The organism is Streptomyces sp. RFCAC02 (assembly GCF_004193175.1).
Classification (GTDB): Bacteria; Actinomycetota; Actinomycetes; order Streptomycetales; family Streptomycetaceae; genus Streptomyces.
Genome location: NZ_SAUH01000001.1, coordinates 2,430,568 through 2,444,927 on the forward strand (window position 1 = coordinate 2,430,568; position 14,360 = coordinate 2,444,927).

Here is a 14,360-nt window from a genome sequence, read left to right on the forward strand (position 1 = left end):
AATGGGGCCGGTGGCTGTCGGGCAACGGCTTGCCGGCCCCGGCGAGCCCCGCGAACTCGCCGCGCTGCTCGGCCTCCCGGATCTGCTACGGCGAGCGGGCGCGTGCCCGTGCGGGGAGCGGCTCAGGCGAGGACGGGGAAGTTGCTGCGGAGGACGTTCCCGGGGTCGTGGTGGCGCTTGATCGCGCGCAGCCGCTCCAGCGCCGCCGGGGCGAAGGCGTCGGCCGCCGTCTCCCCGGGGGCCAGGAAGGTGAACGGCTTGCGGCGGCCGACGGGCAGGGTGTCGGCGAGTTCACGCTGCCGCGCCGCGACCGCCTCCGTCCGCTCCGGGGTGCCCGGAATTCCGAACAGGTAGAGCGCGTACGGCTCGGCCAGCGGCCCGTGCGGGCTGTCGGACGGGTGGGCGAAGGCGCCGCCGAGGTGCCGGAGCTGCACGCTCAGCAGCGGCGCGATCGGGTCGGCCAGCAGGGTCTTGGCCGCCGTGTCGTCCAGTTCGGTGAGGAGTTCGCCGCGCGAGAGACCGGGCCCCGGGTCGGTGGGTTCGGCGGTGATGGTCCCCACCTCCGAGACCGGCATGATGCGTCTGCTGTCGCCGAGCGGTGCCGGCAGCCGGTCCAGCGGGGCCAGCAGGGCGCGGGCCTCGCGTTCGTCACCGAGGTGGGTGACGTCCACGGCGACCATCGGGTCGGCGCCGGGGAAGTGCAGCAGTTCGAACCAGCAGGTCAGCGCGTCCGGGGCGTCCGCGGTGATCCGCCGGAAGGCGTCCAGGACGGCGGGGGCGTGCTCGGCGCGCCACAGGACGCGGCCGCCGTACAGGACGGGGGCGGGGTGCAGGGCCAGTTCGACGGCGGTGACGACGGCGTAGTCGCCGCCTCCGCCGCGCAGCGCCCAGAACAGGTCCGGGTCGTCGGTGGCGGTGACATGCCGCTCGCGGCCCCCGGCGTCGACGACGTCGAGTGCGGTGACGCTGTCGGCGATCCAGCCGTGGGCGCGGCCGAACCAGCTCAGGCCGCCGCCGAGCGCGACGCCGGTGACGCTGACGACCGGGGAGCTGCCGGGCAGTCCGGTCAGCCCGTGGGGTGCCGCAGCCGCCTGGACCCGGCCCGAGGCCACCCCGGCGCCGATGCGGGCGCGGCGGGCGGCCGGGTCGATGTCGAGGGTGTCGAGGCGGCGGGTGCGCAGCAGGACGGTGCCGGCGGTGCGGCCGGTGGCGCCGTGGCCGTTGGGCTGGGTGCTGATGCCGTACCCGGTGGCGGCGGCGTGGGAGACCAGGGCGGCGACGTCGGCGGTGTCGGCCGCCTCGACGACGGCCGCCACCGGCTGTTCGACGGCCAGGTTCCAGGGGCGGCGGGCGGTGTCGAACCCGGTGTCGCCGGGCAGCAGGACCCGGCCGCGCAGGCGGGAGCGCAGGTCGCGCAGGGCATTCGGGTCGATCGGCTGGGATGCGGTGCTCACGGGGGTGCCTTCTTTCACGGAGTCGGGGCGGTGACGGGGGACGGAGCGGTGGTCTCTGCGGCCGGACCGCCGCGCCGTGCGGGGGTGAAGCCGAGGGCGGCCAGGGCTGTGAGGGCGATCCCGGCGGCGGCGACGAACACGGCGGTGCGCAGCCCGTCCGCGGTGGCGGCGCGCAGGGCGTCGCCGGCGAGCCCGTCGGTTCCGGCGCCCGCGATCGCGACGAGCACGGCCAGGCCGACGGCGCCGCCGATCTGCTGGGCGGTCGAGGCGACGGCGGAGGCGACGCCCTGCTGGTCCGCCGGGGACCCCGCGGTGGCGGCGCCGAACATCAGCGTGTAGCCCGCGCCCTGGCCGACACCGAGGACGACCAGGCCGGGCACCAGCGACAGGTACGAGGCGTCGGTGGTCAGTCCGGCGCCGAGGACGACGGTGCCGAGACCGCCGGTTGCCAGGCCGGCGACCAGCGTGGGGCGGGTACCGAAACGTGTGGCCAGCCGTCCGGCGAGCTGGGAGCCGACGACGATGGCGGCCATCGGGACGAGGAACGCGAGTCCGGTGCGCATCGCGTCGTAGCCGTGCACCACCTGGAAGTGGACGGTGAGGAAGTACAGCAGCGTGCCGAAGGTGCCCATGTAGAGGAACGTCACGAGGACGCCGGCGCGCAGGTCGCGGTCGCGCAGGAGGCTGGGCGGCAGCAGGGGGTCGGCGCCGCGGGCCTCGACCGCCGCGAACGCCGCGAGCAGCGCGACGCCGAGCAGCGCCGCCCCGGCCGTGGCCGGCGCGCCCCAGCCCGACTCGGGGCCACGGACCAGGGCGAACACGACCAGCGTGCTGCCGACGGTCCCGGTGAGTGCCCCGGCCGGGTCGAACCGACGGCCGGTCGACGGGCGGTCACCGCGCGGAATGAGCGACAGGGCCGGCAGGGCGACCGCGGCGGCCAGCGGCACGTTGACGAAGAAGACGGCCGCCCAGCCGAACGCGTCGGTCAGCACCCCGCCGAGCAGCGATCCGAGGATCATGCCGCTGCCGCCGGCCGTACCCCACACCGCGAAGGCGCGGTTGCGCTCGCGACCCGCCGTGAACCCGGTGGACACCAGCGTCAGCGTCGCGGGGAAGAGCAGCGCCCCGCCGAGCCCCTGTGCCGCCCTGGCCGCCACCAGCGGCACGGGTGCGGTGGCCAGTCCGCCCGCCAGCGAGGACACGGCATACAGGGTGAGGCCCATCACGAAGATCCGGCGGGGTCCGAAGAGGTCGACGGCGCGTCCGCCGAGCAGCAGGAACCCGCCGAACGCCACCGCGTAGGCGCTGATCACCCATTGGAGACTCTGCGGGGAGAAGCCGAGGTCGCCGCCGATGTCGGGCAGCGCCACGTACACGATGTTGTAGTCGAGCGAAACGATCAGTTGGGCGAGGGCCAGCAGGGCCAGGACCAGCGTGGGGCGCCGGAAGCCGGAGCCGCCGACGGGTCGGTCGTTGGACATGGGGGAACACCTCCATGGGTGGTCGGCGGGTGCCGGGGGGAAGAGCACGGCCGGGCGCGGCCTTGGATCGGCGTGGTCCCGTGGCTCCCGCGGAACCCGGTCCGCCTGCGTGCGATGACGTACTCACTGTCGATTCCGGGGCGGGGCCGATCAACGTGGTTGTGTGCAACGATCGTCAAGCGAGGCTTATCGATGGGAGCAGGCGTGTTGGAGCGGCACGAACTGGAGGCGTTTCTCACCCTCGCCGAGGAGCTGCACTTCGGCCGCACCGCCGAGCGCCTGCGGGTCTCGACCGCGCGCGTCAGCCAGATCATCGCCGGAATGGAGCGGCGGATCGGTGTCCCTCTGTTCAACCGCACCAGCCGTCGTGTCGAACTGACCGCGGTGGGAGAGCGGTTGTACGAGGGGACGCGGCCCGCGTGGGACCGGATCTCCGCCGCGTTCGACGAGGCCGTCGCCACCGGGCGCGGCGTCACCGGGACGCTGCGCGTGGCGTTCGTCGGCGCGGCGGGCGGGCAGTTGCTCGTCAGGGCGGCGGATCTCTTCGGGCGGCGTCATCCCGACTGCGAGGTCCGGCTGCGTGAGGCGCAGATGACCGACCTCATGCCGTGGCTGCGCGCCGGGGATGTCGACATCGCCCTGGGGACGCTGCCCATCGACGAGCCGGGCTTCGCGACCGGACCGGCGCTGGTGTCCGAGGCGCGCCTGCTCGCGGTCCCCGCCGGGCATCCCTTCGCCCGCCGCGCGTCGCTGTCCCTGGAGGACCTGGCGCGCGTCCGGCTGCTCCAGCTCCCCGACACCCTGCCGGACGCCCTGCGGGAGGACCGCACCCCGCGCGCCACCCCGTCGGGCCGGCCGATCGAACCCGGTCCGACGGGAGCCACGTTCAACGAGATGCTCACGCTCATCGGCGCCGGTCACGGCGTGTTCCCGGTCGGCGCCCACGCCAGGCGCTATTACGTGCGCCCGGACGTCGCCTACGTACTGCTGCGTGACGCGCCGCCCCTGCGGTGGGGGCTGCTGTGGCGGACGGACAGCGCCACGGCCCGCGTCCGCGCCTTCGCCGAAGCAGCCGGCTCCCTCGTCGACGCCCCCGCCTGACCGGTGCAGCCGACCGCAGCGGTGCACCTGATCACCCTCCGGTGCGTTCCCGTCCCAATGCGCACACACCTTAATAGCCATTGTATTAAGCTGGCACCATGACCACACCCCGCGCCGGCAGAACCCGGATCACCAGCATTTCCCTGCGCACCGAGACCCTGGAGGCGATCCGCGAACGCGCCGGCAAACAGGGGGTTTCCGCCTACGTCGAAGAAGCCGTGCAGCGGCAGCTCCAGCGCGAAGCCATCGACGAGTACATCGCCACCGCCGAAGCCGAGCACGGCCCGCTCGACCCGGCCGAAGTAGCGGAAAAGATCGAGCGCATCCGCGCCTACCACGCGGCTCACCGTGGAGACTCCGCGCGGACGGACGCCGCGTGAGCGGAACCCTCGTTCTCGACAGCGAGGCTCTCTCCAAGCTCGCTCGCCGTCACCGTGTCGCGACCGCGTGGCTGGGCGTCGCCCGCCAGTCGGACCTGGCCGTCGTGACGAGTGCGGCGACACTGGTGGAAGCACGCGACCCGAAGGTGCCGCAGGCGGCGTTCGACCACGCGGTCTCACTGACGAAAGTGCGTCCAGTCACGGAAGAGGTCGCCCGCGCAGCCAGCAGACTCCTCGCCGGCGCGAATCTGCACGGCCACACATACGGCATCGACGCGATACTGGCCGCCACAGCACACGAGGAATACGGCGACGTCACCGTACTCACCAGCGACACCGACGACCTCCGGCGACTGTGCCGCCCACGGATCGCCGTCGAGCCGATCTGAGCGCTCACCCACCCGACAGCGAGACGATTCGTCTCGTCTCCGGTAGGCTGTGGCGCATGACGAGTGAGTCCAGTGGGGCCGGGAACGCTGCCGTGCGACGGCGGGCGCCGAATGCCGCGCGGCGCAGTGAGAAGTCCCGCCGTGCGATCCTCACGGCCGCCTTCGAGCTGGTCGGCGAGGTCGGGTACGCGAAGCTGAGCGTCGAGGGCATCGCCGCGCGGGCCGGCGTCGGCAAGCAGACGATCTACCGGTGGTGGCCGTCCAAGGGCGCCGTCCTGTTCGACGCGTTCCTCATGCTGTCCGAGGGCGACGGCGGGGAGCCTGGCGAGCTGCCGGACACCGGTGACCTGGCGGCCGACCTGAAGCTCGTGCTGCGCGCCACCGTCGCCGAGCTGAACGACCAGGGCCACGACGAGCCGATGCGTGCCCTCTCCATCGAGATGGGGCGCGACCCGGAGCTGGCCGCGCAGTACGCCGAGCGGCTCGGCGGTCCGATGAACGAGATGAAGAAGCGGCGCCTGCGCAGCGCCCAGCGTGCCGGACAGCTCGACGCCGACATCGATCTCGACATCGCGGTGGACCTCCTGTGGGGTCCCCTCGCCGCGCGCTGGCTCCAGCGCGACGGGCCGCTGACCCCGGAGTACGCCGACGCCCTGGTGGACGCGGCCCTCGCCGGTCTGCGCCCGCGCCCCTGACACGCGCCCGGCCCCGCCGGCGCGCTGGGGGCGCGCCGGCGGGGCGGTGGGGGGTGGCGGTACGGGACCGCCGCCGTCGTCAGGCGGCGGGCACGCCCGGGGTGCGTCCCTGCGGCGGTACGGTCGGCTCGGCGGCGGCCGTGTCGCCCGGTTCCGGGTCGGTTTCGAGGGAGTCGATGAGCGCGTCCCGTTCGGCCGTGCGCTCGGGCTTCAGGAAGCCGATGGCGATGTAGAGGACGAGGGAGGTCAGCAGCGGCAGGCCCACGATCTGCGCCTGCGTGGCGTCCTCCATGATGTAGCGGACGGTGTACCAGACGAGGAGTCCGCCCGCCCAGGACGTGATGGCCGCCGTCGGCCCGACGCGCCGGAACCAGGGCAGCAGCCCCAGCATCAGCGGGATGGAGATCGGTCCCATGGTGGCCGCGACGAGTTCCACCACTGTGTCGAGGACGAAGCCCTCGCCCCCGGTCGTGATGGCGAGCGTCACGCTGACGGCGACGAACAGCACGGTCGTGATGCGGGCGAACATGAGCTGCCCGCCCTCCGTGAGCCGCCGCACCTTCGGCACCAGGACGGGCGCGATGTCCCGCGTGATGACGGCGGTGATGACGTTCGAGTCGGACGCCACCATGGCCATCGTGTGGGAGAAGAAGCCGGCGAGCAGGAGCCCGATGAGGCCGGCGGGCAGCAGCTCCTTGGCGAGCGCGATGTACGACTCCTCGCCGTTCGTCAGGCCGGGCACGATCAGCGGCGCCGCGACCATGGGCAGGAAGAGGATCAGGGGCCACACGAGCCACAGGGCGCTGGAGAGCGCGGCGGCCCGCTTCGCCTCGGAGCCGGACGGCGCGGACATGTAGCGCTGCGCCAGGTTCCACATGCCGCCGTTGTACTCGAACGTCTTCACCAGCAGGAACGCGAGGATCAGCCAGGTCGTGACGGAGCCGGTGACCGGGTCGCCGTGGCTCTCGGGCAGGTCGCCCCACATGGTGAAGGGGAAGTCGGCGCCGAGTTCGATCATGACGGCGATGAGCATCGCGAAGCCCGCGACGGCCTGGATGACGAACTGCCCCATGTCGGTGAGCACGTCGGCCCACAGCCCGCCGACCGTCATGTACGCCATCGTCGCGACGCCCGTGAAGATGATGCCGACTTCGAGGGGGATGTCGGCGAAGCCCTGCAGCAGCACGGAGATCGCGACCCACTTGGCGGCGATGTCGACGACCTTGAGCGCGGCGCCGCTGTACGCGAGGACCTGCTGGGTGGGCAGGTTGTAGCGGCGGGTGAGGTATTCGAGCGGGGACTTGACGTCGTGCTTGGCGCGCAGGCGGTTCCAGCGGGCGGCGAAGAGGAACACGCCGACGCCGACGCCGAGCCCGATCGTGAGCGGCCACCAGAAGTAGATGGTGATGCCCTCGTTGTACGCGACGGCGGCGAACGCCACGAACATCACCGCGCTGTAGCCGGACATGTGGTGCGAGACGCCGGACAGCCACCACGGGATCTGCCCCCGGGCGGTGAAGAAGTCGGCGACGCTGTGAATGCGGTTCTTCGACCACCAGCCGATGGCTACCACCACGAGGAAGTAGCCAGCGACCACGATCCAGTCCAACGCGGACATCGCGGCTCCTTTGAGAGTCGTCGGGGGGACTTACCAGTGGGCGCGTCTGGGGACGAACGCGGGCTCGAACGTCCGCATGTACGCGGTGTCGTCGCGCCGCCGGACGCCGCAGTCGAGGTACTGCTGGTGCATGCGGGCCAGCGCGTCGCGGTCGAGTTCGACGCCGAGGCCGGGTCCGTCGGGGAGGGGGACGGCGCCGTTCTCGAACCGCAGCGCGCCGGGTGCCACCACGTCCTGGCCGTCCTGCCAGGGGGTGTGGGTGTCGCAGGCGTGGCCGATGGTGGGTGTGGCGGCGGCGAGGTGCGTCATGGCGGCGAGGCTGATGCCGAGGTGTGTGTTGGAGTGCATGGACAGTTCGATGCCGAACGTGGCGCACAGCGCGGCGACCTGGGAGGAGCGGAGGAGCCCGCCCCAGTAGTGGTGGTCGGTGAGCAGGACGCCGATGGCCTTCCGCGCGATGGCGGGCGGCAGGTGCTCGTGGGTGACGACGCACATGTTGGTGGCCAGCGGCATCGGGACGGCGGCGGCGACCTCCGCCATGCCGTCGATCTCCGGGGCCGGGTCCTCCAGGTATTCGAGGACGCCGGCCAGGGCCTCGCCGACGCGGATCGATGTGGCGGGCGTCCAGGCGGCGTTGGGGTCGAGGCGGAGCGGGACGCCGGGGAACGCGTCGCGCAGGGCGAGGACGGCGTCGATCTCCTCGTCGGGCGGCATGACGCCGCCCTTCAGCTTGATCGAGCCGAAGCCGTACGCGTCGACGAGGGCGCGTGCCTGGGCGACGATCCCCTCGGGGTCCAGGGCCTCGCCGAACCGGTCGGGCACGGCGCCGGGGTGGCCGGCCCACTTGTAGAACAGGTAGGCGCTGTAGGGGACGGCGTCGCGGACGGGGCCGCCGAGGAGGTCGGCGACGCGCAGTCCGGCGGCCTTGCCCCGGATGTCGAGGCAGGCGACCTCGAAGGGGGAGAACACGGCGTCCACGGTCTTCTGGTTGCTGCCCGCGCCGGTGAGGCCGTGCTGGTCGGTGACGACGTGCGTGCCGACGCTGGCGGCGACGGCGGCGTACTGCGCGTGGTGGGCGTGGACCTCGACGCCCTTGAGCAGTGCGGCGGCCGCGCGGAGCCGCTCCAGGTGGGAGAGGTCGCCGTAGGTCTCGCCGAGTCCGGTGACGCCCTCGTCGGACGTCACCTCGACGACGGCCCGCAGTGCCCACGGCTCGTGCACGCCCGAGGCGTTGAGCAGCGGCGGGTCTCGGAAGGCGACGGGGGTGATGGCGATGTCACGTATGCGCATACCGGCTCATTCGCTCGGCGGTTTCCTCGCCCATGATGTTCATGTTTCTGAACGAGGGACAGTCTCTTGAACGGACGGAACGCCACTGTAGGAGTGCGCCCCACCACCGTCAAGGCCCCGTACGCGCTGAGCTGCGGCGGCTCCAACGGCCCCCCTCAGCCGGGATGTTCACCCACATGAATGCCGCCCGGCGCACGGTGGCGCGCCGGGCGGCACGGGGACGCGGAGCGGGCGTGGCGTCAGACGGCCGGGTCTCCGCGCAGGGCGTCGGCCAGCACCTCCGCCAGGTGCCGCGCCCGGTGGCCGCCGAGCTGGTCGAGCTGTGTCCGGCACGAGTAGCCGTCGGCCAGCAGCACCGTGCCCGGCGCGGCGGACCGTACGGACGGCAGCAGCGTCTCCTCGGCGCACGCGACCGACACGTCGTAATGCCCCTTCTCGAAGCCGAAGTTGCCCGCGAGCCCGCAGCAGCCGCCGGCGAGGTCGCCGGTCAGGCCGGCCCGTTCGCGCAGGCGCCGGTCGGCGGCGTCGCCGAGCACCGCGTGCTGGTGGCAGTGGGTCTGGCCGGCGACCGGGCGGTCCACGCGCGGCGGCTCCCAGCCGGGCGCGTACTCCTCGATCGTCTCGGCGAACGTCCGTACGGAATCGGCGAGTCGGTGGGCCCGCGGGTCGTCGGGCAGCAGCTCCGGCAGGTCGGTGCGCAGCGCGGCGGCGCACGGCGGCTCCAGCACGGTCACCGGCAGCCCGGCGTCCAGCGCGGGCGCGAGCCGGCCGAGGGTGCGCCGCCCCACCGCGCGGGCCGCGTCGAGCTGCCCGGTCGTGACGTACGTCAGCCCGCAGCACACCGCGCCCGGCGGCACGGCCGGCCGCAGCCCCGCCGCCGACAGCACCTCGGCCGCCGCCGAACCCGCCTCGGGCGACAGGTAGTTGGTGAAGGTGTCGGGGAAGAGGACGACCGGCCTGCCGGACCTGAACCGCCCGCCCGCGCCCCGCCACCACCGGGTGAACGGCCGCGCGGCGACCGGCGGCACCGCCCGTTCCGGCGCGATGCCGGCGAACCGTTTCGCGACCGCCGCGAGGACATCGACGCGCGCCGCCGCGTTGGCGGCCGGGGCGGCCCGCAGCGCCGCCGTCAGCCGCAGCCACGCGGGCAGCCGGCCCAGCGCGTAGTGCGCCGCCGGACGCCGCCGCCCCGCGTAGTGGTGGTGCAGGAACTCCGCCTTGTACGTCGCCATGTCGACACCCACCGGGCAGTCGCTCCGGCACCCCTTGCACGACAGGCACAGGTCGAGCGCGTCCCGCACCTCCGGCGACCGCCAGCCGTCCGTCACGACCTCCCCGAGCAGCATCTCGTGCAGCAGCCGCGCCCGGCCGCGCGTCGAGTGCGCCTCGTCGCCCGTCGCGCGGAACGAGGGGCACATCACCTGCCCGGCGCCGCCCGCCGACACCTCGCGGCACTTGGCGACGCCGACGCACCGCCGCACGGCCGCCGAGAAGTCCCCGCCGTCCTGCGGGTAGGCGAACGCGACCGGCAGCGGCGTACGCGGCAGGCCGGTGAACCGCAGGTTCTCGTCCATCCGGTCGGGGCGGGCGAGGACGCCCGGGTTCAGCCCGCCGTCCGGATCCCACGCGTCCTTGAACTCACCGAACACGCCCACCAGTTCGTCGCCGTACATGCGCGGCAGCAACTCCGCGCGCGCCAGCCCGTCACCGTGCTCCCCCGACAGCGAACCACCGTGCGCCGCCACCAGGTCCGCCAGGTCCGAGCCGAACTCCCGGTACCGCGCGATGCCCTCGGGCGTCAGGAGGTCGAAGTCGATCCTGATGTGGATGCAGCCGTCCCCGAAGTGCCCGTACGGCGCCCCCCGCAGCCCGTGGTCCGCCAGCAGCCCGCGGAACTCCCGCAGATAGGGGCCGAGGCGCGCCGGCGGCACCGCGCAGTCCTCCCAGCCCGGCCACGCCTCACCGCCGTCCGGCATGCGCGTCGCCGTGCCGGACGCGTCCTCCCGCACCCGCCACAGCACCCGCTGCGCCGCCGGGTCCGTCACGACGGCCGACCCCGTGACCGACCCGCCCGCCGCGCGGACCAGCGCGCGGGCGCCCGCCGCCGCCTCGGCCGCGTCCGCGCCGCCCGCCTCCACGAACAGCCAGGCCCCGCCCGGCGGCAGCGCCGACCGCGCCGCCTCGGACGGCACCAGGTCGGCGGCCATGCCCTCGACCGTCAGCGGCCCCGCGCCCAGCAGCCCCGGCGCGGCCTCGGCGGCGGCCGACTCGTCGGCGTACCCGAGCACCGCGAGCGCCCGCGCGCCGGGCGCGCGCACCAGGCGTACGGTCGCCTCCGTCACCACCCCGAGGGTGCCCTCGCTGCCCGTGAAGGCCCGCGCCCAGTCCCGCCCCTTCTCCGGCAGCAGCTCGTCCACCGCGTAGCCGGAGATCCGGCGCGGCAGGTCCGGGTAGCCGGTGCGCAGCAGCGCCAGCCGGTCCGTGACGAGGCCCTCGACCGCCGTCCGCAGCGGCTCGGGCACGCCCGTGCCGCCCCGCTCCAGGCGCGCGGCGGCCCCCCGGTAGGTGAGGACGTCGAGGCGCGTGACGTTGTCGGCGGTCGTGCCCCAGGCCACGGAGTGGGAGCCGCACGCGTTGTTGCCGATCATGCCGCCGAGCGTGCACCGGCTGTGCGTGGACGGGTCGGGGCCGAACGTCAGCCCGTGGGGCGCGGCGGCCGCCCGCAGCGCGTCGCACACCGCGCCCGGCTGCACGACGGCGGTCCCGGCCTCCGCGTCCACCGCGACGACGGCGTTCATGTGCCGCGTGAAGTCGAGGACGACGCCCGTGCCGGTGGCCTGGCCCGCGATGCTCGTCCCGCCGCCGCGCGGCACGACCGGCACGCCGCGCTCACGGCAGACCGCGAGCGCGGCCGCCACGTCCGCCGCGTCGCGGGGCGCGACGACCCCGAGCGGGACGCGGCGGTGGTTGGAGGCGTCCATGGTGGTGAGGGCGCGGCCGGCCGGGGAGAAGTCGACGCCGCCGCGCACGGCCGCGCGCAGCGCCGCCGCCAGTTCCGTCGTGTGCCGTTGCATGACAACAGCCTGCACCGGACGGCGGAGTTCCGCTCACCGGCTCACCGCCCGCCCGGGAAAGGCCAGTTCAGGACGGCTTTCCGCACACCGATCGTCAGCGCGGGTGAACACAGGGAAACGATCAGGATTTCCGATAGAAGACACCCCATTTCCGGCCTCAAAACGCCTATAGTGAGGCCCAATCGCTCATGCGGCGTGCTCAGTGAGCACTGTCTCCGGCCCAGGGGATCGTTCATGACAGCGCAGACTCCCCCGGCGCGGCCTCCGGCGGCGCGCCCCCCGCTGCGGCACTCACTGCTCGCCCTGCTGCTGTCCGCCGCCCTGGCGGGAGCCGCGTGGTCCGCGGCCGTCATGACCGCCCCCGACGACTACGTCCGCCCCCTCGCCGCCGGCGCGGCCGTCGCCGGTGTCGCCCTGTGCGCCGCGGTGGTGCTCGCCGTCCGGGCGGCCGGCCGGCACCGCGCGCTGCTCGCCGAGGTCGAACGGGAACGGGCCGTGGCCGACGCGTTCGCCGGGGAGACCGTGCCCGCCCTGGTCGCCCGGCTCAGGACCGGGACGCCCCCCGAGAAGGCGCTCGCCGCGCTCCCCGAGCCCCCCGACGACAACGCCCGCCGGATCATGCGCCTCCTGGCCACGGAGATCGCGCGCAGCGAGACCGCCAAGGCCGCCGCGACCGCCGCCTGCGCGAACGCCGCCGCCCGTATGCAGGCCCTCGCCACCAGCACCCTGGCGAGCCTGCGCGAGATGGAGCACCGGCACACCGACGAGGCCGTCCTCGAAGACCTGCTCGACCTCGACCACCGCACCGCGCAGGCGGGCCGTCTCGCCGACAGCATCGCCGTCCTGACCGGCGCGCGGTCCGGACGCCGCTGGCCGCGCCCCATCGCCGTCGAGAGCGTCCTGCGGGGCGCCATGAGCCGCATCAGCGGCTACCGCAGGGTGCGCCTGCACTCCGCGCTCGACGTGTCGGTCGCCGGCCACGCCGCCGAGGGCGTCATCCACGCCCTCGCCGAACTCCTCGACAACGCCACGAACTTCTCCCCGCCCACCAGCGAGGTCCACGTCTACACCGAGGCGGTCCCGGCGGGCATCGTCATCACGGTCGAGGACAGCGGCCTCGTGATGGGCGAGGGCGCGCTGCGCCGCGCCGAGGCGGCGGTGGCCGGCGAGGCCCTCGACCTCACCACCCTGGCGGGCACGCGGCTCGGGCTCGCGGTCGTCGGGGCGCTGTCCCGCCGGCACGGCCTGTCCGTGTCGTTCCGGCCCTCGGCGCGCGGCGGTACGGGCGCGCTGCTGCTCGTACCGCAGGCCCTCGTCGTCCTGCCGGAGCCGGGCGACGGACGGCCCGGGGCCGCCCCCATCGAGACGGGCCGCACGGTGCGCACCAGGCCCGGCGGCCCGGCCCGTACGCCGCCGGCCGCCCCGCGCCCCACGGACATCGCCCGCGATCCCGACCGGCAGCCGGCCGCGCCGTCCGCGCCCGGCGGTCTCCCGAGGCGCCGCCGCGGCCGTACGCTCCCCGCGCGCACCACAGGCGCGGACCGTGAACCACGCGCCCTCCCGGGCAGTTCCCCCTCCCCCACCGCATCCGCCGCCCGGCTCGGCGCCTTCCACCGCGCCGCCAAGGGCGTCACCGCACGACCCGACCGCCCCGCAACGCCACCGGAGGAGACCGCCCCATGACCGTCCCAACGTCGGCCGATGCCCAGGACCGGCTGGGCTGGCTCCTCGCCGGCCTGCTGACCCGCACACCCGGCGCACGGCACGCCCTGCTCCTGTCCAGTGACGGCCTGCGGCTGAGCCGGTCGCCCGAGCTGACCGAGGACGCGGCCGACCAGCTCGCCGCCATCGCCGCCGGGATGCAGAGCCTCGCGCACGGCGCGTCCCTCGGGTTCGGCGACGGGACGGGCGGCGTGCGGCAGTCGATGACCGAGTTCCACGGCGGCCTGCTGTTCATCGTCGAGGCGGGCGAGGGCGCCCATCTGGCGCTGATCGCCGACGACGACGCCGACGCCGGCCTCGTCGGGCACACGATGCACGAGCTGGTGGAGCAGCTCGCCGACCACCTGTCCACCGCGCCCCGCGAGTCCACGGCCACGGGCGGCGGCGGAGCATGACCGCCCCGGGCCGGGACGAGGACGACGACCCCGCGCGGCTCTTCACCCTCACCGGGGGCCGCGCGAAGGCGTCCGGCGCGGCTGCCGCGCTGGACCTGATCACCCTGGTCAGCAGCGTGGCCGAACCGGTCGCCGGCATGCCGTCGGAGCACGCGGCGGTCCTCCGCCTGTGCCGCAGACCGACGTCCGTGGCCGAGATCGCCGCACACATCCGCGTACCGATCGGCCTGGTGCGGATCATGCTCAGCGACCTGCTGGACAACGGCGCCATCACGATCCGCCCGCCCCGCACCGCCATGGCGGCGGACTCCGACACACTCCCCGACTCCGCACTCCTCCGACAGGTCCTCGTCGGCCTCCGCGATCTGTGACCGCACGGCGGCGGAGCGCGGCTGTTCCCGCTAACGTCGGCGCATGGCCGACTACATCACCGTGTTCACGACGACCGACGACCGCGAGGCCGCCGAGGAACTGGCCCGCTCGGCGGTCGAGGCACGCCTCGCCGCCTGCGCCCAGATCGACGGGCCGATCTCCAGCGTCTACTGGTGGGACGGCGCCGTGCAGAACGAGCAGGAGTGGCGCATCACCTACAAGACCCCGGCCTCGAAGTACGCCGACCTGGCGGCACACATCAAGGCCGGGCACACGTACGAGGTCCCCGAGATCATCGCCACCCCCATCACGGACGGCAGCCCCGACTACCTGTCCTGGCTGGACGACGAGACAGCCCCTCGCTGACGCGTTCCGGCCGGGCACGTCAG

Annotated in this window: 13 protein-coding genes and 1 pseudogene; 8 read left to right on the forward strand and 6 right to left on the reverse strand. The window is 74.3% G+C overall.

The window, feature by feature from the left end; all coding sequences use genetic code 11:
* Positions 1 to 4: 4 nt before the first annotated feature.
* The 3 genes and pseudogenes from EMA09_RS29280 to EMA09_RS10995 all read right to left on the reverse strand — a co-directional run.
* A pseudogene (locus EMA09_RS29280) lies at positions 5 to 82 on the reverse strand (DnaJ family domain-containing protein); the annotation flags it as partial.
* Between the two features lie 40 nt (positions 83 to 122).
* A complete protein-coding gene (locus tag EMA09_RS10990; RefSeq protein ID WP_240796348.1) occupies positions 123 to 1,454 on the reverse strand; it encodes an FAD-binding oxidoreductase in 1,332 nt (443 codons plus the stop codon).
* Positions 1,455 to 1,468: 14 nt separating this feature from the next.
* A complete protein-coding gene (locus EMA09_RS10995) occupies positions 1,469 to 2,935 on the reverse strand; it encodes an MFS transporter (RefSeq protein WP_129840881.1) in 1,467 nt (488 codons plus the stop codon).
* Positions 2,936 to 3,139: 204 nt separating this feature from the next.
* Here EMA09_RS10995 and EMA09_RS11000 point away from each other — a divergent pair, with 204 nt between their 5' ends.
* The 4 genes from EMA09_RS11000 (at position 3,140) to EMA09_RS11015 (ending at position 5,500) form a co-directional block, all read left to right on the forward strand.
* Positions 3,140 to 4,036, forward strand: coding sequence for a LysR family transcriptional regulator (locus tag EMA09_RS11000; protein WP_129840882.1), 897 nt, complete (start codon positions 3,140 to 3,142; stop codon positions 4,034 to 4,036).
* A 98-nt stretch (positions 4,037 to 4,134) separates the two neighbouring features.
* Positions 4,135 to 4,416 carry a hypothetical protein gene (locus EMA09_RS11005; RefSeq protein WP_129840883.1) on the forward strand — a complete coding sequence of 94 codons (282 nt, stop codon included), beginning with the start codon at positions 4,135 to 4,137 and terminating at the stop codon, positions 4,414 to 4,416.
* The gene (locus EMA09_RS11010; protein ID WP_129840884.1) at positions 4,413 to 4,805 is read left to right on the forward strand and encodes a DNA-binding protein; all 393 of its coding nucleotides are present in this window, start codon (positions 4,413 to 4,415) and stop codon (positions 4,803 to 4,805) included. Before EMA09_RS11005 ends, EMA09_RS11010 begins: the two co-directional genes overlap by 4 nt.
* A gap of 56 nt (positions 4,806 to 4,861) precedes the next feature.
* Entirely contained in the window at positions 4,862 to 5,500 is a 639-nt protein-coding gene (locus EMA09_RS11015; protein WP_129840885.1) for a TetR/AcrR family transcriptional regulator, read from the forward strand.
* Positions 5,501 to 5,579: 79 nt separating this feature from the next.
* Here EMA09_RS11015 and EMA09_RS11020 read toward each other — a convergent pair whose 3' ends face one another.
* The 3 genes from EMA09_RS11020 to EMA09_RS11030 form a co-directional block, all read right to left on the reverse strand.
* Complete coding sequence (locus EMA09_RS11020) at positions 5,580 to 7,118, reverse strand: sodium:solute symporter family protein (RefSeq protein WP_129840886.1); 1,539 nt, start codon at positions 7,116 to 7,118, stop codon at positions 5,580 to 5,582.
* A 30-nt stretch (positions 7,119 to 7,148) separates the two neighbouring features.
* Positions 7,149 to 8,408 (reverse strand): glucarate dehydratase family protein, encoded by a 1,260-nt coding sequence (locus tag EMA09_RS11025; protein ID WP_129840887.1) that lies wholly within the window; start codon positions 8,406 to 8,408, stop codon positions 7,149 to 7,151.
* A 239-nt stretch (positions 8,409 to 8,647) separates the two neighbouring features.
* Positions 8,648 to 11,482: an FAD-binding and (Fe-S)-binding domain-containing protein gene (locus EMA09_RS11030; protein WP_129840888.1), complete on the reverse strand. Its 2,835-nt coding sequence runs from the start codon at positions 11,480 to 11,482 to the stop codon at positions 8,648 to 8,650.
* 234 nt (positions 11,483 to 11,716) lie between these two features.
* Between EMA09_RS11030 and EMA09_RS11035 the strand changes: the two genes are divergently transcribed.
* The 4 genes from EMA09_RS11035 to cutA are packed head-to-tail and all read left to right on the forward strand — an operon-like array spanning position 11,717 to position 14,337.
* A complete protein-coding gene (locus EMA09_RS11035; RefSeq protein WP_129840889.1) occupies positions 11,717 to 13,165 on the forward strand; it encodes an ATP-binding protein in 1,449 nt (482 codons plus the stop codon).
* Entirely contained in the window at positions 13,162 to 13,599 is a 438-nt protein-coding gene (locus EMA09_RS11040) for a roadblock/LC7 domain-containing protein (protein WP_129840890.1), read from the forward strand. Before EMA09_RS11035 ends, EMA09_RS11040 begins: the two co-directional genes overlap by 4 nt.
* On the forward strand, positions 13,596 to 13,970 hold the full coding sequence (locus EMA09_RS11045) for a DUF742 domain-containing protein (protein ID WP_129840891.1): 375 nt from the start codon (positions 13,596 to 13,598) through the stop codon (positions 13,968 to 13,970). Before EMA09_RS11040 ends, EMA09_RS11045 begins: the two co-directional genes overlap by 4 nt.
* A 43-nt stretch (positions 13,971 to 14,013) precedes the next feature.
* The gene (cutA, locus tag EMA09_RS11050) at positions 14,014 to 14,337 is read left to right on the forward strand and encodes a divalent-cation tolerance protein CutA (RefSeq protein WP_129840892.1); all 324 of its coding nucleotides are present in this window, start codon (positions 14,014 to 14,016) and stop codon (positions 14,335 to 14,337) included.
* Positions 14,338 to 14,360: the final 23 nt, after the last annotated feature.